The organism is Streptomyces sp. NPDC088915 (genome assembly GCF_044749825.1).
GTDB lineage: Bacteria > Actinomycetota > Actinomycetes > Streptomycetales > Streptomycetaceae > Streptomyces.
On sequence record NZ_JBIVIR010000018.1, the window covers coordinates 179,885 to 197,570 of the forward strand.

Genomic DNA, 17,686 nt, shown 5'->3' on the forward strand with positions numbered 1-17,686 from the left:
ACGGATCATAACTATCCGTGCCATCGCATCGATCGGCGGACGGAGGCACGAGGGGGGCGCACAGCGCTAGTTTCGGCCTCATGACCTTGTCTCGACAGCAGTCGGCCACACCCTCGGCCGGGCTCTCCTTCCCCCGCCAGTACGCCCGGACCCAGCGGTTCGCCCTGGGGGTCCCGCGCGGTTTCTCGGTCTCCCCGGACGGGGAGCGCGTGGTGTTCGTCAGATCCGCCTCCGGCACGGACCGTTCGCACCGGCTGTGGGTGCTCGACCTGCCGCCGGGGGGCGAGCCGGCGGAGCGGGTGGCGGCCGACCCGGAGGTGCTGCTCGGGGGCGCGGAGGAGGAGTTGTCCCCGCAGGAGCGGGCGCGCCGGGAGCGGAGCCGGGAGGGCTCGGCCGGGATCGTGGCGTACGCGGTGGACGGGGCCGTGGAGTTGGCGGCGTTCGCCCTGTCGGGGCGGCTGTTCGCGGCGGAGCTGCGGGCGGGGACGGCGCGGGAGCTGCCGGTGCCGGGGCCGGTGATCGACCCGCGTCCCTCGCCGGACGGGCGGCTGGTGGCGTACGTGGCGGAGGGCGCGCTGCGGGTGGTGGGCGCGGACGGCGCGGACGACCGGGCGCTGGCCGTTCCGGAGGACCCGCACGTCTCCTACGGATTGGCCGAATTCATCGCCTCGGAGGAGATGGGGCGGTATCGCGGCCACTGGTGGTCCCCGGAGTCGGACCGGCTGCTCGTGGCGCGGGTGGACGACCGGGCGGTGCGGTCCTGGTGGATCGCGGACCCGGCGCACCCGGACCGGGAGCCGCAGCGGGTGGGGTACCCGGCGGCGGGGACGGCCAACGCGGAGGTGCGGCTGTTCGTCGTGGGCCTCGACGGGTCGCGCACGGAGGTGGAGTGGGACCGGGAGCGGTACCCGTACCTGGCGCGGGCGCACTGGTCGGCGGCCGGGGCGCCGCTGCTGCTCGTCCAGACGCGGGGGCAGCGGGAGCAGGCGCACCTGGCGGTGGACCCGGCGACCGGGGCGGTCTCGACGGTGCTCGTGGAGGAGGACCCGGCATGGCTGGAGCTGCTCCCGGGGGCGCCGGCGTGGAGCGCGGACGGGCGGCTCGTACGGATCGCGAACGTCGCGGAGGGCGGCGCGGACGTGGACACGGGCGACGGCGGGGCGCGGGTCCTGGCCGTCGGGGACCGGGCCCTCACCGACGGGCGGCTGCACGTCCGGGCGGTGCTCGACGTGGGGCCCGGCGACGTCCTGGTGTCGGCCTCGGCGGGCGCGGGCGCGCAGGCGCCGGAGACCGGCGAGGTCCATGTGTACCGGGTGACGGAGGAGGGCGCCGAGCGGCTCTCCGAGGGCGTCGGCGCGCACGGCGCGGTGCGCGCGGGGGCGGTGACCGTCATGGTGTCGGCGCGCCCGGACGAGCCGGGGAGCACGGCGCGGGTGCTGCGGGACGGCGAACGGGTCGCGACGGTCGCCTCGTACGCGCAGCGGCCGGTGATCACCGCCCGGCCCCGGCTCACGGAGGCCGGGGCCCGGCGGATCCCGTGCGCGGTGCTGCTGCCCTCGGGGTACGCGGAGGGCGACGGGCCGCTGCCGGTCCTGATGGACCCGTACGGCGGCCCGCACGGGCAGCGGGTGGTGGCCGCGCACAACCCGCACCTGACGTCCCAGTGGTTCGCCGACCAGGGCTTCGCGGTGGTCGTGGCGGACGGGCGCGGCACGCCGGGCCGCTCCCCCGCCTGGGAGAAGGCGATCCTGCGCGACCTGACGCCGACGCTCGACGACCAGGTGGAGGCGCTGCACGCGCTCGCCGGGCGCTTCCCCCTCGACCTGGACCGGGTGGCGGTCCGGGGCTGGTCGTACGGCGGCTACCTGGCGGCGCGGGCGGTGCTCCAGCGGCCGGACGTCTTCCACGCGGCCGTCGTCGGGGCGCCGGTGACGGACTGGCGGCTCTACGACACGCACTACACGGAGCGGTACCTCGGCACCCCGCAGGACGACCCGGAGGTGTACGCGGCGCAGTCGCTGCTCACCGACGACGGGCTGTCGTCCCCCGAGGTGCCGGTCCGGCCGATGATGGTCGTGCACGGGCTCGCGGACGACAACGTGGTGGTGGGGCACGCGCTGCGGCTCTCCTCCGCGCTGCTCGCGGCGGGCCGGCCGCACGAGGTGCTGCCGCTGTCGGGGGTCACGCACATGACGCCGCAGGAGCAGGTGGCGGAGAACCTGCTCCTGCTCCAGGTGGACTTCCTGCGGCGGTCCCTCGGCCCCGACCGGGGCTGAGGCCGGGTCACCAGCCGGGCGGCCGGGGGTGCGGCGGGGGCGGGGGCAGCGCCCCGGCCGGCGGGTACGGGCCGGGCGCGGCGGCGGGGGCGCCGCGCCCGGCCAGGAGGGCGAGGACGGCGACGCCCGCGAGCAGGCCGAGGACGGAGGTGAGGACGTCCGCCCGGTGCGGTGCGGGGAGGTCCGCGAGCCGTTCGAGGATCCCGTACCGGACGGCCCCGGCGGTCCCGGCGAGGCCGCGGGCGGCCAGGAACGCGCCGGCGAGCAGGCCGAAGGCGCGGCCGTGGCGGGCCCGCGCGAGGACGGAGCCGGCGGCCGTGGCGTACAGCGCGGCGAGGACGGCCGCCAGCCAGCCGGGCGGGGGCGCGAGGGCCGCCCCGGCGACGGACCGGCCGCCGGTGAACCGGTCGACGGTGATCTCCGGGGGCAGCCGGACGGCCCAGTACAGCTCCCAGCCGGCCGCGGCGAGGGCGGCGGCCGCGAGGAGGGTCCCGGCGGCGACGGCGGGGCCGGTGCGGGGGCGGCCGGGGAGCGGCTCGTACGGGGTGTCCGGCGGGCGGCGTCCGACGGCGGCGACGAGGACGAGACCGGCGGCGAGGGCCAGTTCGAGCAGGGCGGTGACGAGGGCCCCGCTCCAGGGCGTCCAGAGGCCGGGCAGGCGCAGGGCGAGGGTGGCGGTGCCGGTGGCGGCGAGCGCGGAGGCGGCGTGCCGCGAGCGGAGGGCGGCGACGGCGGTGGCCGCGGAGGCGACGAGGAGCACCGGGTCGACCAGGGAGGTGGCGGCCCGCCCCCGGGCGAGGAAGGACCGGTCCCCGGCCCAGTACCACGCGAGGTCGGCGGGCGAGCCGAGCGCGGCGAGGTCCTGGAGGATCCACACTGCGGCGACGAGGACGAGCGCGCCGCTGAGCGCGGCGCCGGTGAGACGTGCCGGTCGTGTCACAGTCACGGCTTCGATACTCACGGTCGCGACCGGCCGAAACAAGCGGTTCCGGATATCCGGCGAGCGCGGGGCGGCCGGCCGGGGCGCACGAGGCGCTCCGGCCGGCCCACGGCACCCGCACGGCCGTACGGTGTGCAGCCTGGCGCGTCCGTATATCGGAGCCGAGTCGGGCGGGTTGCCCGGGTGTTAAGGGGCGCCGGGGGGCGGGGGCTCCGTCCCCGGGGCGCCGTCCTCCGGGCGGAGGAGGTGGCTGCCTCCCGGGGGCGGGGGCCCGGGCTTCTTCTCCAGGTCCGGAGCGCCGTCCCCCGGCTTCTCCAAGGCCGCCCTGTGCTCCTCCGCGACCACGTGCTTCTCCTCCGCGAAGTGGCAGGCCGAGTCGTGGCGGGCCGGGCTGTCGGTGAGGCGGAAGACGGCCGGGACCGCCAGGAGGGGGACCTCCTGGGCGCAGCGCTCCCGCGCCTTCCAGCAGCGGGTGCGGAAGCGGCAGCCGGAGGGGATGTTCGCCGGGGAGGGCACGTCGCCGGTGAGGATGACCCGCTCGCGGTGGGCGCGCGCCTCGGGGTCGGGGACGGGGACGGCGGAGAGCAGCGCCTGGGTGTAGGGGTGGGTGGGGTGGTCGTAGATCTGCGCGTCGGTGCCGATCTCGACGATCCGGCCGAGGTACATGACGCCGACCCGGTCGGAGATGTGCCGCACGATGGACAGGTCGTGGGCGATGAACACGTACGACAGGGAGAACTCGTCCTGGAGCTTCTCCATCAGGTTGATGACCTGGGCCTGGACGGAGACGTCGAGGGCGGAGACCGGTTCGTCCGCGACGATGACCTCGGGCTGGAGGGCGAGGCCGCGGGCGATGCCGATGCGCTGGCGCTGGCCGCCGGAGAACTGGTGCGGATAGCGGTTGATGTACTCGGGGTTGAGGCCGACGACGTCCAGGAGGTCCTGGACCTTGCGGCGCCGGTCGCCCTTGGGGGCCACCTCGGGGTGGATCTCGTACGGCTCGCCGATGATGTCGCCGACGGTCATGCGCGGGTTGAGGGAGGTGTACGGGTCCTGGAACACCATCTGGATGTTGCGGCGGACCGCCTTCAGTGCGCGCGCGGAGAGCGTGGTGATGTCCTCGCCCTTGTAGCGGATGGTGCCGGAGGTGGGCCGTTCGAGGTTGACCAGCATCTTCGCGACGGTCGACTTGCCGCAGCCGGACTCGCCGACGATGCCGAGGGTCTCGCCGGCGACGAGGTCGAAGTCGACGCCGTCGACGGCCTTGACGGCGCCGACCTGCTTCTTGAAGAGGACGCCCCGGGTGAGCGGGTAGTGCTTGTGGAGGTCCCGGACTTCGAGAATCGCCTCGGCCGTCTCAGCCATGGAGGCACTCCTTCCAGAAGTGGCAGGCGCTGGCGCGCGGCACCGGGGACTCGGTCACCTCGTACAGCGGGGGCTCGTCGGTCCGGCAGACGTCCTGGGCCATCGGACAGCGCGGGTTGAAGGCGCAGCCGGGCGGGATGTGCAGCAGGTTGGGCGGCAGGCCCTTGATCGCGTAGAGCTCCTGGCCCTTCTGGTCCAGGCGCGGGATCGATTCGAGGAGGCCCTTGGTGTAGGGGTGGGCGGGGGCCTTGTAGATCTCGTGGACGGGGGCCTGTTCGACGATCCGGCCCGCGTACATCACGGCGATCTTGTCGGCCACGTCGGCGACGACGCCGAGGTCGTGGGTGATGAGGATCAGGCCCATGTTCAGCTCGCGCCGGAGCTCCGCGAGCAGGTCCATCACCTGGGCCTGGACGGTCACGTCGAGGGCGGTGGTGGGCTCGTCCGCGATGATCAGGTCCGGCTCCAGGGCGAGCGCCATGGCGATCATGATGCGCTGGCGCATGCCGCCGGAGAACTGGTGCGGGTACTGGCCGACGCGTTCCTTGGCGGCGGGGATGCGGACCCGGTCCATCAGCTCGACGGCCTTGGTCCGGGAGTCCTTCCGGGACATCCCCCGGTGGACCTGGAACATCTCGCCGAGCTGGTCGCCGACGCTGAGGACGGGGTTGAGCGAGGACAGCGCGTCCTGGAAGACCATCGCCATCCGGGCGCCCCGGATCTTGCGCCGCTCGTCCTCCCTGAGCTTCAGGAGGTCCTGGCCCTGGAAGAGGATCTCGCCCCGCGTGATCTTCCCCGGGGGGACGTCGAGGATGCCCATGACGGCCTGGGCGGTGACGGACTTGCCGGAGCCGGACTCGCCGAGGACGGCGAGGGTCTCCCCCGCGTCGACGGAGTAGTCGACGCCGTTGACCGCCCTGGCCACCCCGTCCCGGGTATGGAACTCCACGTGCAGGTCGCGCACTTCGAGCAGCATGGGTCCCTACCTCAGCTTGGGGTCGAGGGCGTCGCGGACGGCGTCGCCGAGCATGATGAAGGCGAGCACCGTGACGGCCAGCGCGCCGGCCGGCCAGAGCAGCATGTGCGGGGCGTTGCGGATGTACTGCGAGGCCGAGGAGATGTCGATGCCCCAGGAGACGGTGGGGGGCTTGAGGCCGACGCCGAGGAAGGAGAGCGTGGCCTCAAGGGAGATGTACGTGCCGAGGGCGATGGTGGCGACGACGATCACGGGGGCCACGGCGTTGGGCGTGATGTGCCGGAGCAGCATCCGGGAGTTGGAGGCGCCGAGCGCGCGGGCGGCCTGGACGTAGTCGTTCTGCTTGGCGGTGATGACGGAGCCGCGGGCGATGCGGGAGATCTGCGGCCAGCCGAGCAGCACCATGAAGCCGATGACGGGCCAGACGCTGTTGTTGCTGACGACGGAGAGGAGGACCAGGCCGCCGAGGACGACGGGGATGGCGAAGAAGATGTCGGTGATCCGGGAGAGGAAGCCGTCCCAGGCGCCGCCGTAGAAGCCGGCGAGGCCGCCGAGGACCGAGCCGAGGAGGGTCACGCCGAGGGTGGCGAGGACGCCGACCTCGATGGAGGCCCTGGCCCCGTGGACCGTACGGGTGTAGACGTCGCAGCCCTGGCCGTTGAAGCCGAAGGGGTGGCCGGGCTGGGAGCCCTCCTGGGCCTTGGAGAGGTCGCAGTCCAGCGGGTTGCCGCTGGCGATGAGCTGCGGCCAGATGGCGATGACCACCAGGAAGAGGATGACCAGGCCGGAGACGATGAAGATCGGGTTGCGGCGCAGGTCGTGCCAGGCGTCGGACCAGAGGGAGCGGGCCTTCTTGTCGGGCCCGGTGCCGTCGTGGCCGACGGGGACCCTCTCCAGGGTCTCGGCCTCGGACATCGCGAGGTCGGTGGCGCCTCCGGCCCCGGTCGAGGCGATGGCCGACCCCTCGTCGTGGTGCTCGGGCATCTCAGGCATAGCGGATCCTCGGGTCAAGGACGGCGTACAGGAGGTCGACGAGCAGGTTGGCCACCAGGAAGACCAGGACGAGTACGGTCACGAAGCCGACCACGGTCTGGGTGTTCTGGCGGAGGATGCCCTGGTAGAGCTGGTAGCCGACCCCGTGGATGTTGAAGATCCGCTCGGTGACGATGGCGCCGCCCATGAGCGCGCCGATGTCGGTGCCGATGAAGGTGACCACGGGGATGAGGCTGTTGCGCAGCAGGTGCCGGGTGATGACCCGGCGGCGGGGCAGGCCCTTGGCGACGGCGGTGCGGACGTAGTCGGCGCGCTTGTTCTCGGCGATCGAGGTCCGGGTGAGCCGGGTGACGTAGGCGAGCGACACGGAGGCGAGGACCAGGCCGGGGACGATCAGTTCGTCGAAGGGGGCCTCGGAGGAGACCGAGGGGTCGATCCACTTCCACTTGACGCCGAGGAGGAGCTGGACGAGCAGGCCGGTGACGAAGGTCGGGACGGAGATGACGACCAGGGTGAGCAGCAGCACGCCGGTGTCGACGGGCCGGCCGCGCTTGAGGCCGGTGAGGACGCCGAGGCTGATGCCGATGAGGATCTCGAAGACGATCGCGACGATGGTGAGGCGGATGGTGACCGGGAAGGCGTCGGCCATCAGCTCGGTGACCTCCTGGCCGTTGAAGGCCGTGCCGAAGTCGCCGGTGAAGACGTTGCCCATGTAGGTCAGGTATTGCTGCCAGACCGGCTTGTCGAGGCCGAACTCCTTCTTGAGCTGGGCGGCGGTCGCCGGGTCGCACTGGCGGTCGCCGCACAGTCCGGCGACGGGGTCGCCCATCACGTTCACCATCAGGAAGATCAGCAGCGTGGCGCCGAAGAAGACCGGGATCATCTGCAGCAGTCGCCGGATCACGTATCGACCCATGGGGGGCTCCGGGGGTTGGCTCCGGGAAGGGATGCGGGAAGGCGTACGGCCCGGCGCGGGGGTCCGCGGGCCGGGCCGTGCGCCGTCGGCCTGCTACGCCGTCAGTTCACCTTGATCTGGTCGTAGACCGGGACGCTGAAGGGGTTCAGGGTCACGTTGCTCACGCGCTCCGAGTAGCCGGCGCTGCCGTTCTGGTACCAGAGCGGGATGGCGCCCATGTCGTCGCGGAGGACTTCCTCGGCCTGCTGGAAGAGGCCGACGGCCTTGGCGGTGTCGGCCTCGGCGTTGGCCTGGTTCACCAGCTTGTCGAACTCGGGGTTCGTCCACTTGCCGTCGTTGGACGAGGCGTTGGTGTAGTACAGCGGCTGGAGGAAGTTCTGGATGAGCGGGTAGTCCATCTGCCAGCCGGCGCGGAACGGGCCGGTGAGCTTCTGCGTGGTGACCTGGTTGCGGTAGTCGGCGAAGGTGCCGACGGGGTTGCCGACGCAGGCGCGGTCGTTGCCGAGGGCGCGGTTGATGGAGTTGCAGACCGCGTCCACCCACTCCTTGTGGCTGCCGGTGTCGGCGTTGTACGAGATCTTCATGGTGCCGCCGGGGATGCCGCCGCCCTCGGCGACCAGCTTCTTCGCCTCGGCGGCGTCGTACTTGCAGAGGTCGCCGCAGACGTCCTTGAAGCCGCCGTCCTCGCCGAGGACGGGCGAGGTCCAGTCGACGGCGGGGGTGCGGGTCTTCTGGAAGATCGTCTCGGTGATCTGGTTCCGGTCGATCGCCCGCGACAGGCCCTGGCGGAGCTTCGCCTGGTTCGGCTTGTTCCAGTTCGCGTCGTAGAACGGGAAGGAGAGGGTCTGGATGATGCCGGCGGGCACGTTGATGTACCGGTCGCCGAGGTCGGCCCCGACGTTCTTGAGCTGGGCGGCGGGGACGTCGTCGACGAGGTCGAGGTTGCCGGCGATCAGGTCGGTGTAGGCGGTGTTGTTGTCGGTGTAGACCTTGAGGGTCACGCCGCCGTTCTGCGCCTTGTCGCTGCCGGGGTAGGCGTCCCACTTCTTCAGGACCATCTGGGACCCCTTGGAGTAGGAGTCGATGGTGTACGGGCCGTTGCCGACGGGCTTCGAGAGCCAGCCGGCGTGGTCGCTGAAGAAGGACCGGGGCAGCGGGGCGAAGGCCGCGTAGCCGAGGGTGACGGGCCAGGTGGAGAACTTCTGGGTGAGCTTGACCGTGAAGGTGCGGTCGCCGGTGACCTTGAGGCCGGACATGGTCTCGGCGGTGGGCTCGCCCTTCTCGGGGTGGACCTGGTCGTAGCCCTGGATCTGGCCGAAGAAGTAGGCGTTCTTCTGGTTGTTCTTCAGGTGGGCGCCGTAGTTCCAGGCGTCGACGAAGGACTTGGCGGTGACCTTCTCGCCGTTGGAGAAGGTCCAGCCGTCCTTGACGGTGACGGTGAAGTTGGTCGAGTCGGTGGTCTCGATCTTCTCGGCGAGCATGTCCTTGGCCTCGCCGGTCTTGGGGTCGTACTGCTTGAGGCCCCGGAAGATCATGGACAGGACCTTGCCGCCCTGGACCTCGTTGGTGTTGGCGGGCTCCAGCGGGTTCTGCGGGTCGCCCCACGAGGAGGACACGACGCCGTCGGCCCCTCCGCCACCGCCGCTGTCGCCGCCGCCGCAGGCGGTCGCCGCGAGGGCGACGGCGGTGGCCAGAGCGGCCCACTTGGCGTGCGTGGCTCCGCGCATGGAGTGCCTCCCGTATGTCCCGATTCACACTGAGAGCCCCAATATCACCCCGCGTCAGCACGCCTGCATGTTGTCGGCGCCCATCAGTGCGACGGCGGGGGCGCGCGAAAACGGCCGGCTCCCGGCGCCGTGGGGGCGCCGGGAGCCGGCCGTGCGGAACCGCGCGGGGTGTCAGTGCACCGGGACGACCTGCTTCTCCTCGGCGAAGTGGCACGCCGAGGGGTGGGCGGCCGGGGTGTCCTGGCCCTGGAACGCGGCCGGCACCGCGAGGAGCGGCACCTCCTGGGCGCAGCGCTCCTGCGCCTTCCAGCAGCGGGTGCGGAAGCTGCAGCCCGACGGCGGGTTCGCCGGCGAGGGCACGTCACCGGTGAGGATGATCCGCTCGCGGTGCGCGCGGGCCTCCGGGTCCGGCACCGGCACCGCGGAGAGCAGCGCCTGCGTGTACGGGTGCGTCGGGTGCTCGTAGATCTCCGCGTCCGTACCGATCTCGGCCATCTTGCCGAGGTACATGACGCCGACGCGGTCCGAGATGTGCCGGACGATCGACAGGTCGTGCGCGATGAAGAGGTAGGAGAGGTTGAACTCGTCCTGGAGCTTCTCCATCAGGTTGATGACCTGGGCCTGGACGGAGACGTCCAGGGCCGAGACCGGCTCGTCGCAGATGATGATCTCGGGGTTGAGCGCGAGGCCGCGGGCGATGCCGATGCGCTGGCGCTGACCGCCGGAGAACTGGTGCGGGTACCGGTTGATGTACTCCGGGTTCAGACCGACGACGTCCAGGAGCTCCTGCACCTTGCGGCGCCGGTCGCCCTTCGGGGCCACCTCGGGGTGGATGTCGAAGGGCTCGCCGATGATGTCGCCGACCGTCATGCGCGGGTTGAGCGAGGTGTACGGGTCCTGGAACACCATCTGGATGTTCCGGCGGACCGCCTTCAGGGCGCGCCCGGACAGCTTGGTGATGTCCTGGCCCTTGTAGAAGACCTCGCCCGCGGTGGCCCGCTCCAGGTTCATCAGGAGCTTGGCGACCGTGGACTTGCCGCAGCCGGACTCGCCCACGATGCCGAGGGTCTCGCCCTGGTAGAGGTCGAAGGAGACCCCGTCCACGGCCTTGACCGCGCCGACCTGCTTCTTGAAGAGGACGCCCTGCGTCAGCGGGAAGTGCTTCTTCAGACCGCGCACCTGGAGGATCGGCTCGCCGCGGCCCACGGGGGCCTCGATGGCGGCGACCAGAGCCTCTTCGTTGGCGGCGGCCACGGCCTCGTCGTTCTTACTGAGGTCAGCCATGGATCGTCTCCTTCCAGAAGTGGCAGGCGCTCTTGCGGCCCGGAAGGTCCGTGCCGTCCTGCTCGGTGACCGGCGCCAGGGCCGGGATCTCCGTGCGGCAGATGTCCTCGGCCTTCGGGCAGCGCGGGTTGAAGGCGCAGCCGGTGGGGACGCGGAGCAGGTTGGGCGGCAGGCCCTTGATCGCGTAGAGCTCCTGGCCCTTCTGGTCCAGGCGCGGGATCGAGTCGAGGAGACCGCGGGTGTACGGGTGGGCCGGGCGCTTGTACAGCTCGTGCACGGGCGCCTGCTCGACGATCCGGCCGGCGTACATCACGGCGATCTTGTCCGCGACGTCGGCGACGACGCCGAGGTCGTGGGTGATCAGGATCAGGCCCATGTTGTATTCCTGCTGGAGCTCCGCGAGGAGGTCCATGACCTGGGCCTGGACGGTCACGTCGAGAGCCGTGGTGGGCTCGTCGGCGATGATCAGGTCCGGCTCCAGGGCGAGCGCCATGGCGATCATGATGCGCTGGCGCATGCCGCCGGAGAACTGGTGGGGGTAGTCGGTGACCCGGGCCTTGGCGGCCGGGATCTTGACCTTGTCCATCAGCTCGATGGCCTTGATCCTGGCGTCCTTCTTGGACAGGCCCTGGTGGACCCGGAACATCTCGCCGAGCTGGTAGCCGACGTTGAGGACCGGGTTCAGGGAGGACAGCGCGTCCTGGAAGATCATCGCGATCTTGCGGCCGCGGATCTTCCGGCGCTCCTCGTCGGACATCTTCAGCATGTCCTGGCCGCGGAACAGGATCTCGCCCTGCGGGATCTTGCCGGGGGGCATGTCGAGGATGCCCATGACGGCCTGGGCGGTGACGGACTTGCCGGAGCCGGACTCGCCGAGGACGGCGAGGGTCTCGCCGGCGTTCACCGAGTAGTTGACGCCGTTGACCGCCTTGGCCACACCGTCACGGGTGTGGAACTCCACGTGCAGGTCGCGGACTTCGAGCAGCGGGCCGGTGCCGGACCCGTCGCGCGGCGCGGGGACGGCCGCGGTCTTGTCGATGATGCTCATCTTTTACGCCCTCCTCAGCGCAGCTTGGGGTCGAGGGCGTTGCGGACGGCTTCGCCGAGCATGATGAACGCCAGGACGGTGAGGCTCAGCATGATCGACGGGTACAGCAGGATGTGCGGCGACGTACGGATCGCCTGAACACCCGCGGAGATGTCGACACCCCACGAGACGGTCGGGGCGGCGAAGCCGAGCCCCAGGTAGGACAGGGTCGCCTCGGCCGAGATGTAGCCGCCGAGGGCGATGGTGGCGACGACGATCACCGGCGCCATGGCGTTCGGCAGGATGTGCCGGAACAGGATCCGGGCGGTACCGGCGCCCAGCGCCTTGGCGGCGTGGACGTAGTCGGCCTGCTTGACCGTGATCACGGCGCCGCGCATGACGCGGGCCATCTGCGTCCAGCCGAGGAAGGCGAGGGCGAAGACGACGACCATGATGGTGCGGTCGGTGAAGGACTGCAGGACGACCATGGCGCCGAGCAGGAACGGGATGCCGAAGAAGATGTCGGTCAGACGGGAGAGGATCGTGTCGGTCCAGCCGCCGAAGTAACCGGCGATCATGCCCATGAGACCGCCGACGACGGTGACGATCAGGGTGACGCAGATGCCGACGATCACCGAGGCGCGGGTGCCGTAGATGAGGCGGGCGTAGACGGAGCGGCCCTGGATGTCGTAGCCGAACCAGCCGGGGGAGCCGACGTCACCGAGCTCCGGCTTGCCGATGTAGTGCTTGACGAGGTCGCCGGCCGTGGGCGAGGCGCTGGTGAACATCCCCGGGAACGCGGCGATGAGCAGCAGGAAGAAGATCAGCACCGACGACACGAGGAAGTACGGGTTGCGGCGCAGGTCGCGCCAGGCGTCACCCCAGAGCGAGCGGGGCTTGTCCGGCTTGCCCTGCGGGGCGGACGCCTCCACCGGAGGGGTGGTGACGGCGTCCACCGCCGTCGCGGCTGTGGTCTTGGTCGCGTCAGGCATACCGGATCCTCGGGTCCAGGACCGCGTACAGCAGGTCGATGAGCAGGCTGGTGACGAGGTAGACGACCACCAGGACGGTGACGAGGCCGACGAGGGTGCTGCCCTCACGACGGGTGATCGACTCGTAGATCAGACCACCGACACCCTTGATGTTGAAGATGCCCTCGGTGACGACCGCGCCGCCCATCAGGGCGCCGATGTCGGTGCCGAGGAAGGTGACGACGGGGATCATCGAGTTGCGCATGAGGTGGACGCCGATGACGCGCCGCTTCGGCAGGCCCTTGGCGACGGCCGTGCGCATGTAGTCGGCGCGCAGGTTCTCCGCCATGGAGGTGCGGGTGAGCCGCGCCACGTAGGCGAGGGAGAGACCGCCGAGGACGATGGCCGGAGCGATCATCTCGGAGAGCAACTGCTCGTTGCTCACGTTGGGTTCGATCCAGCCGAGCTGGACCCAGAAGACCACCTTGATGATGTAGGCCAGCACGAAGACCGGGATCGAGATGATCAGCAGGGTGAAGATCAGGATGATGTTGTCGGCGAGACGGCCGGCACGGAGGCCCGCGATGATGCCGAGACCGACACCGAACACGAGCTCGAAGGCGAAGGCGAGGGCCGCGAGCTGGATCGTGACGGGGAACGCGTCGCCCAGCACTTCGGTCACAGGCCGTTCGTTGCGGATCTGCGTGCCGAAGTCGAAGTGGAAGAGGATTCCACTGATGTAGTCCCAGTACTGCTTCAGGATGTGCTGATCGAGACCGAGCTTGTGTCTGATCTCCGCGATGGTCGCGGGCGACGCCCCCTTGTCGCCGAACAGACCGGCCACGGGGTCACCGGGCAGGCTGTAGACCATGAGGAAGATCAGCAGGGTTGTCCCGAAGAAAACCGGGATCATCTGGAGCAGTCGTCGTGCGACATAGCGCCCCATCATGCCTCCGTTGAGATGTGACGGCCGCAGCCGAGGGCCCTCCCCCGACGCGCCTGCCCGGATTCGGACAGCGCGGTGCCGTGGAAGGGCCCCCCAGCCGCTGCGTAAGGCGCCGAGACGGGACTGACGATCCGTCAGTCCCGTGACGGCGTGCGGACTACGCTTTCGGGTTTACTTGTGGACCTCGACGCCGGTCAGGATCGGGTCGCCGTCCTGACCGTAAGCCACGCCCGAAACCTTCTCGGAGTAGCCCGCGTTGACCTTGTAGTACCAGAGCGGGATGGACGGCATGTAGTTGACCAGGTCCTTCTCGATGGCCTGGTACTGCTTCACCGACTCGTCCAGCGTCGGAGCGGAGTCCGCCTTGGCGATCTTGGCGTCCAGCTCCTTGTTGGAGAAGTCGCCCTGGTTACCCGCCGCACCCGTACGGAACAGGTCGGAGATGAAGTTGGCGTTCACCGGGTAGTCGAGCACCCAGCCGGAGCGGTAGAACGACTTGACCTGCTTGTTCTTGCGCGCCTGCAGGTCGGCCTGGAAGTCCGCCTTGCCGTCGCCGACACAGGCGACGCCCGTGGACTGGGTGATGGAGTTGCAGACCGCGTCCACCCACTCCTTGTGACCGCCGTCGGCGTTGAACTGGATGGAGATCTTGTTGCCGGGGACGCCGCCGCCGGCCTTGATGAGCTCCTTGGCCTTGGTCGGGTCGAACTTGGTGACGTCGACCGCGTTCGGCTGGTAGCCGAGCACACCCTTGGCGACCCAGCCGGTGGCGGGCTCGCGGGTGCCCTGGAGCACCGTCTTGGTGATGGTGGCGCGGTCGATGGCCATCGAGATGCCCTGGATGACCTTCGGGTCGACCTGCTTCGGCTTCTTCCACTGGTCGGAGTAGAAGGCGACGGCCATGGTCTGGATCGCGGAGTACGCCTGGTCGACGGCGCGGTCGCCGAGGTCCTGGCGGTAGACCGGGAGGTCCTTCGGGGCGATCTGGCGCAGGACGTCGACGTTGTCCGACTTCAGGTCCTCGTAGGCGGCCTCGAGGGTGGTGTAGTTCTTGAAGACCACACCGCCGTTCTTCGCCTTGTTCGGGCCCTTGTAGTCGTCGTAGCGGACGATCTCGATCTGCTTCTTGTGGTCCCAGCTCTTGAACTTGTAGGGACCGTTGCCGATCGGCTTCTGGCCGGCGGCCTTCGGGTCCTTGTAGAAGGACTCCGGCAGCGGCGCGAAGACGACGTAGGCGAGCTTGTGGGCGAAGTACGGGACGGCCTTCGCGAGCTCGATGGTGAAGGTGTTCTCGTCGACGACCTTCAGACCGTCCAGCTTGTCCGAGGTGGGCTTGGCACCCTCCTCCGACGGGCTGAGCTTCTCGAAGCCCTTGATGTCGGCGAACCACGAGTTGAGACCCATGGCGTTCTTGACGTTGGCGTTCCAGTTCCACGCGTCCACGTAGGACTTGGCGGTCACCGGGGTGCCGTCGTGGAAGGTCCAGCCCGGCTTGAGCTTGACGGTCCACGTCTTCGAGTCCGTCGTGGTGACCGACTCGGCGTTGATCATCTCGAGCGAGCCGTCGGTCTTGTAGTCGACGAGACGCGAGAACAGTCCGTCCATGACCGCGGAGCCGTTGGACTCCATCGTGTCGCCCGTGTACAGGGGCTTCTCGGGCTCGCCGAGTTCGATGGAGAAGATTCCGTTCGGGTCAACAGCGCCCTTGGCGTCGCTGCCGCCGTCGCTCTTCCCCCCGCCACAGGCGGTCGCAGCAAGGGCGACGATGATCGCGCCCGTTACCCACTTGGCGCTCTTGGCACCGCGCATGGGTTCCTCCTCATGAGTCCACTTTGTCACTACAAGAGGGGCACTCCGAGTTTCGCCGACACCCCTGACGGCTATGCACTCAAGTGCCCCGAGTGTGCTCGTGAGTCGGCACTCCCCACAGTGCGTGACCCATTGACCCGAGCTCAATGGAGCCAACTATTAAGTACGTCCGGGCCGTAAACCACACTTAAGTGGTCTCGTTTTGACAACATCACCCCGCCCCGAGGTACCGAAATCCGGACAAAGTGAGTCCAGACAGACACCCCCGAAACGGACTGTTAATACACGTTCCGGAGAGCGATGACCGGTATCCGGACAGAGGGTCACCTAATTCGACTTGACGGCGGGACCGGGATCCACCCTCCTCCCCGGCCCGGCGGCGGTCCGTCCGGCGGCCCGTCCGGCGGAGGACACGACTGAGCCCCGCCGGGGACGGCGGGGCTCAGGTCGTACGGGCGGGACCGGTCCAACCGGCCCCGGATCAGCCGTTCTTGGCGCGCGAGGACGCGCGACCGCGCGCGTTCTGGTCCAGGATGACCTTGCGGATGCGCACGGCCTCCGGGGTCACCTCGACGCACTCGTCGTCGCGGCAGAACTCCAGGGACTGCTCCAGGGAGAGCTTGCGCGGCGGGACGATCGCCTCGAAGGAGTCGGCCGAGGAGGAGCGCATGTTGGTGAGCTTCTTCTCCTTGGTGATGTTCACGTCCATGTCGTCGGAGCGCGAGTTCTCGCCGACGATCATGCCCTCGTACACCTCGGTGCCGGGGTCGGTGAACAGGACGCCGCGCTCCTGGAGGTTGGTCATCGCGAAGGCGGTGACGGCACCGGCGCGGTCGGCGACCAGCGAACCGTTGTTGCGGGTCGTCAGCGTGCCGAACCACGGCTCGTGGCCCTCGTGGATCGAGTGGGCGATGCCCGTGCCGCGGGTGTTGGTGAGGAACTCCGTACGGAAGCCGATGAGGCCGCGGGACGGGACGACGAACTCCATGCGGACCCAGCCGGAGCCGTGGTTCGACATGTTGTCCATGCGGCCCTTGCGGACGCCCATGAGCTGCGTGACCGCGCCCATGTGCTCCTCGGGGACGTCGACCGTGAGGCGCTCGACGGGCTCGTGCACCTTGCCGTCGACGAGCTTGGTGACGACCTGCGGCTTGCCGATGGTGAGCTCGAAGCCCTCGCGGCGCATCTGCTCGACCAGGATGGCGAGCGCGAGCTCACCGCGGCCCTGGACCTCCCAGGCGTCCGGGCGCTCGGTGTCGAGGACGCGGAGCGAGACGTTGCCGATGAGCTCGCGGTCCAGACGGTCCTTGACCTGGCGGGCGGTGACCTTGCGGTTCTTGACGGCGGCCTTGGCGTCCGCGCCCTTGCCCGTGCCGCCGCGGCCGACGAGCGGCGAGGTGTTGGTGCCGATGGTCATGGAGATGGCCGGCTGGTCGACCGTGATCAGCGGGAGCGCGATCGGGTTCTCCGGGTCGGCCAGGGTCTCGCCGATCATGATGTCGGGGATGCCGGCGACGGCGCAGATGTCACCGGGGCCGGCGACCTCGGCCGGCTTGCGGGTGAGCGCCTCGGTCATCATCAGCTCGGTGATGCGGACGTTGGAGATCGTGCCGTCCCGCTTGATCCACGCGACCGTCTGGCCCTTGCGCAGCTCGCCCTGCTCGACGCGGAGCAGCGCGATGCGGCCGAGGAAGTTGTCGGCGTCGAGGTTGGTGACGTGCGCCTGGAGCGGCGCCTCCTCGTCGTACACCGGGGCGGGGACGTGCTCCAGGATGGCGCTGAAGAACGGCTCCAGGCTGTCGCTGTCGGCGGGAACGGTGCCGTTCTCCGGCTTGGTCAGCGAGGCGATGCCGTCACGGCCGCAGGCGTAGACGATCGGGAACTCGATCTGGTCCTCGTCCGCGTCCAGGTCCAGGAACAGGTCGTAGGTCTCGTTGACGACCTCGTCGATCCGGGAGTCCGGGCGGTCCGTCTTGTTGATGCAGAGGATGACGGGCTTGCGCTGCTGGAGGGCCTTGCGCAGCACGAACCGGGTCTGCGGGAGCGGACCCTCCGAGGCGTCCACGAGGAGGACGACCGCGTCCACCATCGACAGACCGCGCTCGACCTCGCCGCCGAAGTCGGCGTGGCCGGGGGTGTCGATGATGTTGATCGTGATCGGGGCCCCGCCGTCCTTGGGGTGGTACTTCACCGCCGTGTTCTTGGCGAGGATCGTGATGCCCTTCTCACGCTCCAGGTCGTTCGAGTCCATCATGCGGTCGTCGAGCTGCTGGTGGGCGGCGAAGGCACCGGCCTGCTTGAGCATGGCGTCGACGATGGTCGTCTTGCCGTGGTCGACGTGGGCGACGATGGCGACGTTACGGATGTCGTGGCGCGTGGGCATGGGTGGCTTGCGCTTCTCTCGGATCGTGGGAATCGGCGTCAGTTCCTCTTACGCCCGCCGGGCGGACGCGCCA

The 17,686-nt window shown here is 69.9% G+C and carries 13 protein-coding genes; 1 reads left to right on the top strand and 12 read right to left on the bottom strand.

Translation table 11 applies throughout. The features are described from left to right. Positions 1-80 precede the first annotated feature (80 nt). Positions 81-2,276, top strand: a complete 2,196-nt coding sequence (locus ACIP5O_RS29760) for an alpha/beta fold hydrolase (protein WP_401298634.1) — start codon at positions 81-83, stop codon at positions 2,274-2,276. Positions 2,277-2,283: 7 nt separating this feature from the next. On the opposite strand, the gene ACIP5O_RS29765 is transcribed toward ACIP5O_RS29760, so the two are convergent. The 12 genes from ACIP5O_RS29765 to typA form a co-directional block, all read right to left on the bottom strand. Next, a complete protein-coding gene (locus tag ACIP5O_RS29765) occupies positions 2,284-3,222 on the bottom strand; it encodes a hypothetical protein (RefSeq protein WP_401298636.1) in 939 nt (312 codons plus the stop codon). Positions 3,223-3,402: 180 nt separating this feature from the next. Then, complete coding sequence (locus tag ACIP5O_RS29770; protein WP_401298639.1) at positions 3,403-4,581, bottom strand: ABC transporter ATP-binding protein; 1,179 nt, start codon at positions 4,579-4,581, stop codon at positions 3,403-3,405. Then, entirely contained in the window at positions 4,574-5,557 is a 984-nt protein-coding gene (locus ACIP5O_RS29775; protein WP_401298642.1) for an ABC transporter ATP-binding protein, read from the bottom strand. Before ACIP5O_RS29775 ends, ACIP5O_RS29770 begins: the two co-directional genes overlap by 8 nt. Positions 5,558-5,563: 6 nt before the next feature. After that, positions 5,564-6,550: an ABC transporter permease gene (locus tag ACIP5O_RS29780; protein WP_401298645.1), complete on the bottom strand. Its 987-nt coding sequence runs from the start codon at positions 6,548-6,550 to the stop codon at positions 5,564-5,566. Further along, entirely contained in the window at positions 6,543-7,466 is a 924-nt protein-coding gene (locus tag ACIP5O_RS29785) for an ABC transporter permease (RefSeq protein ID WP_365546114.1), read from the bottom strand. Before ACIP5O_RS29785 ends, ACIP5O_RS29780 begins: the two co-directional genes overlap by 8 nt. A gap of 101 nt (positions 7,467-7,567) precedes the next feature. After that, a complete protein-coding gene (locus ACIP5O_RS29790) occupies positions 7,568-9,193 on the bottom strand; it encodes an ABC transporter substrate-binding protein (RefSeq protein ID WP_401298649.1) in 1,626 nt (541 codons plus the stop codon). Between the two features lie 171 nt (positions 9,194-9,364). Beyond that, positions 9,365-10,477: an ABC transporter ATP-binding protein gene (locus tag ACIP5O_RS29795; RefSeq protein WP_401298652.1), complete on the bottom strand. Its 1,113-nt coding sequence runs from the start codon at positions 10,475-10,477 to the stop codon at positions 9,365-9,367. Further along, positions 10,470-11,525: an ABC transporter ATP-binding protein gene (locus tag ACIP5O_RS29800; RefSeq protein ID WP_401298655.1), complete on the bottom strand. Its 1,056-nt coding sequence runs from the start codon at positions 11,523-11,525 to the stop codon at positions 10,470-10,472. Before ACIP5O_RS29800 ends, ACIP5O_RS29795 begins: the two co-directional genes overlap by 8 nt. A gap of 14 nt (positions 11,526-11,539) precedes the next feature. Then, positions 11,540-12,496, bottom strand: a complete 957-nt coding sequence (locus ACIP5O_RS29805; RefSeq protein WP_401298657.1) for an ABC transporter permease — start codon at positions 12,494-12,496, stop codon at positions 11,540-11,542. After that, on the bottom strand, positions 12,489-13,421 hold the full coding sequence (locus ACIP5O_RS29810; protein WP_401298660.1) for an ABC transporter permease: 933 nt from the start codon (positions 13,419-13,421) through the stop codon (positions 12,489-12,491). Before ACIP5O_RS29810 ends, ACIP5O_RS29805 begins: the two co-directional genes overlap by 8 nt. A gap of 171 nt (positions 13,422-13,592) precedes the next feature. Next, complete coding sequence (locus ACIP5O_RS29815) at positions 13,593-15,230, bottom strand: ABC transporter substrate-binding protein (RefSeq protein WP_401298663.1); 1,638 nt, start codon at positions 15,228-15,230, stop codon at positions 13,593-13,595. Between the two features lie 481 nt (positions 15,231-15,711). Beyond that, positions 15,712-17,613, bottom strand: a complete 1,902-nt coding sequence (gene typA / locus ACIP5O_RS29820) for a translational GTPase TypA (RefSeq protein ID WP_401298666.1) — start codon at positions 17,611-17,613, stop codon at positions 15,712-15,714. Positions 17,614-17,686 lie beyond the last annotated feature (73 nt).

What these genes read in the sequence shown, in the direction of transcription:
- ACIP5O_RS29760 (WP_401298634.1), top strand. Translation starts at nt 81, where the DNA reads ATGACCTTGTCTCGACAGCAGTCGGCCACACCCTCGGCCGGGCTCTCC.
- ACIP5O_RS29770 (WP_401298639.1), bottom strand. Translation starts at nt 4,581, where the DNA reads ATGGCTGAGACGGCCGAGGCGATTCTCGAAGTCCGGGACCTCCACAAG.
- ACIP5O_RS29775 (WP_401298642.1), bottom strand. Translation starts at nt 5,557, where the DNA reads ATGCTGCTCGAAGTGCGCGACCTGCACGTGGAGTTCCATACCCGGGAC.
- ACIP5O_RS29780 (WP_401298645.1), bottom strand. Translation starts at nt 6,550, where the DNA reads ATGCCTGAGATGCCCGAGCACCACGACGAGGGGTCGGCCATCGCCTCG.
- ACIP5O_RS29785 (WP_365546114.1), bottom strand. Translation starts at nt 7,466, where the DNA reads ATGGGTCGATACGTGATCCGGCGACTGCTGCAGATGATCCCGGTCTTC.
- ACIP5O_RS29790 (WP_401298649.1), bottom strand. Translation starts at nt 9,193, where the DNA reads ATGCGCGGAGCCACGCACGCCAAGTGGGCCGCTCTGGCCACCGCCGTC.
- ACIP5O_RS29795 (WP_401298652.1), bottom strand. Translation starts at nt 10,477, where the DNA reads ATGGCTGACCTCAGTAAGAACGACGAGGCCGTGGCCGCCGCCAACGAA.
- ACIP5O_RS29800 (WP_401298655.1), bottom strand. Translation starts at nt 11,525, where the DNA reads ATGAGCATCATCGACAAGACCGCGGCCGTCCCCGCGCCGCGCGACGGG.
- ACIP5O_RS29805 (WP_401298657.1), bottom strand. Translation starts at nt 12,496, where the DNA reads ATGCCTGACGCGACCAAGACCACAGCCGCGACGGCGGTGGACGCCGTC.
- ACIP5O_RS29810 (WP_401298660.1), bottom strand. Translation starts at nt 13,421, where the DNA reads ATGGGGCGCTATGTCGCACGACGACTGCTCCAGATGATCCCGGTTTTC.
- ACIP5O_RS29815 (WP_401298663.1), bottom strand. Translation starts at nt 15,230, where the DNA reads ATGCGCGGTGCCAAGAGCGCCAAGTGGGTAACGGGCGCGATCATCGTC.
- typA (WP_401298666.1), bottom strand. Translation starts at nt 17,613, where the DNA reads ATGCCCACGCGCCACGACATCCGTAACGTCGCCATCGTCGCCCACGTC.